Source organism: Mycobacterium sp. TH-M15 (genome assembly GCF_057473705.1).
The window spans coordinates 1-2,719 of sequence record NZ_JBYCLB010000138.1 but is presented as its reverse complement, the minus strand read 5'-3'; the positions used below and the strand labels follow the sequence as shown (position 1 = coordinate 2,719).

At 72.5% G+C, this 2,719-nt stretch carries 1 protein-coding gene and 1 pseudogene; both read left to right on the top strand.

The genetic code is table 11. The features are described 5' to 3' along the window. Positions 1–2,131 (top strand): annotated as a pseudogene (locus AC2VNT_RS03410) (murein biosynthesis protein MurJ); the annotation flags it as partial. Positions 2,132–2,184: 53 nt separating this feature from the next. Beyond that, a partial coding sequence (gene sigM, locus AC2VNT_RS03405) for an RNA polymerase sigma factor SigM (protein WP_486945519.1) occupies positions 2,185–2,719 on the top strand: 535 nt, incomplete at its 3' end.

Sequence of the window (2,719 nt, the reverse complement as noted above, 5' to 3'; positions counted from 1 at the left end):
CCACCTGCTGCGGCGGGCGCTGCGGCCGGTCACCGGTCTGGGGGCACCACTCGCTCGCGGGGGACTGCTCGGCATCGAGGCGGTCCGCACCGTTCTGGTCACCGTTACCGCGTCACTGCTGGCCGCGCTGCTCGCCGAGGTGGTAGACCGAGTGCTGGGGCTGGCCGCCCTGACCAGCCATGGGCCGGTTGGCTCGATGTTGCGCCTGCTCGTCATGGGGCTGGTGATGACGCCGATCGTCGCCGGCGTGCTGGTCCGCGCCCGGATATCCGAGGCGCAGGCCGGCCTGACCGCAGTCCACCGCCGGTTCGGCGGCAGCGCCGGTCTGCCGCCCACCGGCGCCGAGAACCGGTCCCGGCGACCCGGCGTCCCGTACGCTGAGCTGGACAACTCGCTGATGCCGAGGGGGGCTGCCCATCCGGCGGCCCTCGGAAGCGAACCGCCGGGACACCACGCCGGCGATCGGAGAGAGAAAGGCTGGCCGGTGCCCGACACCCTTGCGGACGGCCCGTCGCGCCGCACCACCGCGAAGCGCGGCGCCGCCGGGGCGAACGCCCACTCGGCGGCGGCCAAGCCGCGGCGGGTACCGGTCGCCGACCCAGCCGGCGATCCCAGCCGGGAGCCGACCACCGTGCTCGGCGCGACGCAGCTGGAGCCGCAGCCGGAGGACGCCGCGCTGGTGCCCGGGTCGGCGATCGCCGACGGTCGCTACCGGCTGCTGGTCTGCCACGGCAGCACGCCGGCGCTGGAGTTCTGGCAGGCACTGGACACCAGCCTGGACCGACAGGTGGCGCTGGTCTTCGTCGACCCCCGGCAGACCCTGCCGGAGGGACAGACCGAGGAGATCCTCTCCCGCACCCTGCGGCTGGCCCGGCTTGAGTCACCCGGGGTGGCGCGGATCCTCGACGTCGTGCGCGCCGGCGGCGGCGGCCTGGTGGTGGCCGAGTGGGTGCGCGGCGCGTCGCTGAAAGAGGTCGCCAACACCTCGCCGTCGCCGGTCGGCGCCGGTCGCGCGATGACGACGCTGGTCAGCGCCGCGGACGCGGCCCACCACGCCGGGGTCGCGCTCTCCATCGACCACCCGCGGCGGATCCGGGTGACCAGTGAGGGCAACGTCACACTCGCCTTCCCGGCTACCATGCCAACCGCCAGTCCGCAAGACGACATCCGGGGGATCGGAGCCACCCTGTACGCGCTGCTGGTCAATCGGTGGCCGCTGCCGGAGTCTGGCGACGACTGCGGGCTGCCGCCCGCCGAACAGGATTCCGCCGGCCAGCCGGTCAACGCCGACGCGATCAACTCCGACATCCCGTTCCAGGTCTCTGCGGCGGCCATGCACGCCCTCCAGCCCAACGGCGGGATCCGGAGTGCCTCGACACTGCTGAACCTGCTGCAGCAGGCGACCACCGTCGCCGAGGCGACCGATCTGCTGGCGCCGGTCGACCAGGACGAAGTCGAACCCCGGCCGGTCCACAACGCGCCATCCGACGAAGCCGCCCGGGCGCAGCGACGGCGTGTCGTGCTGATCGGGTCCGGAATCGGCGGGGCCGTCCTGCTGGTGGCTATCCTGGTGCTGGCGTCGATCGTGAACCGGATGTTCGGCGACGTCAACGGGCTCGGCAAGGACGACCTGGGTCTGAACAACCCGTCCGCGACGGCGGAGCAGGAGGCCGAGCCGGGCAGCACGGTCAAACCGGTGCGGGCAACCGTCTTCTCCCCGGGCGGGGATCCCGATCAGCCGCAGAACGCCGGCCTGGCGATCGACGGCAATCCGGCCACCGCCTGGGGCAGCGACACCTACCGGGATCCGGCGCCGTTCCCGAACTTCAAGACCGGTGTCGGGCTGATGCTGCAGCTGCCCCGGCCGACCGTGATCGGCGCGGTCACCGTCAACGTCTCCAGCACCGGCACCCGGGTCGAGCTTCGGTCGTCATCGAGCCCGAGCCCGGCCCGGCTGGAAGACACCACCACGCTGACCTCACCGGAGACGCTGAAACCCGGCCCGAACCGGATCACGGTCGACGATTCGGCGCCGACGTCCAACCTGCTGGTGTGGATCTCCACGCTGGGCACCACCAACGGCGAGAGCCGCACCGACATCTCCGAGATCACCGTCGAAGCGGCCGAATAGCGTTTCTCCACAGGTAAAGTGCCGCGACGGCGGGTTTTGGTTACTGTCCGGTCATGCACAGCGCCCGGGCGAGCCGCTGCAACCGGAGTGACGCCGAGTTGCTGGCCGCACACGTCGCCGGCGACCGCTACGCGTTCGAGGAGCTGTTCCGCCGGCACCACCGCCAGCTGCGCCGGTTGGCGCGCGTCACCAGCCGGTGCCCCGAGGACGCCGCCGACGCGCTGCAGGACGCGATGCTCTCCGCGCACCGCTACGCGGGGTCGTTCCGCTACGACGCCGCCGTCAGCAGCTGGCTGCACCGGATCGTGGTCAACGCCTGCCTGGACCGACTGCGCCGCGCCAGACCGCAGTCGGTGGCGGTGCTGGACGACGATGCGCTTCCGGTGGGCGACCGCACCGGGCAAGTCGAGACCGCGCTGATGGTGCGGCGCGCGCTGCTGCGGCTCCCGGTGGCGCAGCGTGCGGCAATCTTCGCCGTCGACATGCAGGGCTACTCGATCGCCGATACCGCTCGCGTCCTCGGGGTCGCCGAGGGGACGGTGAAGAGCCGCTGTGCCCGGGGCCGGGCCCGGTTGGCCGTCCTGCTGG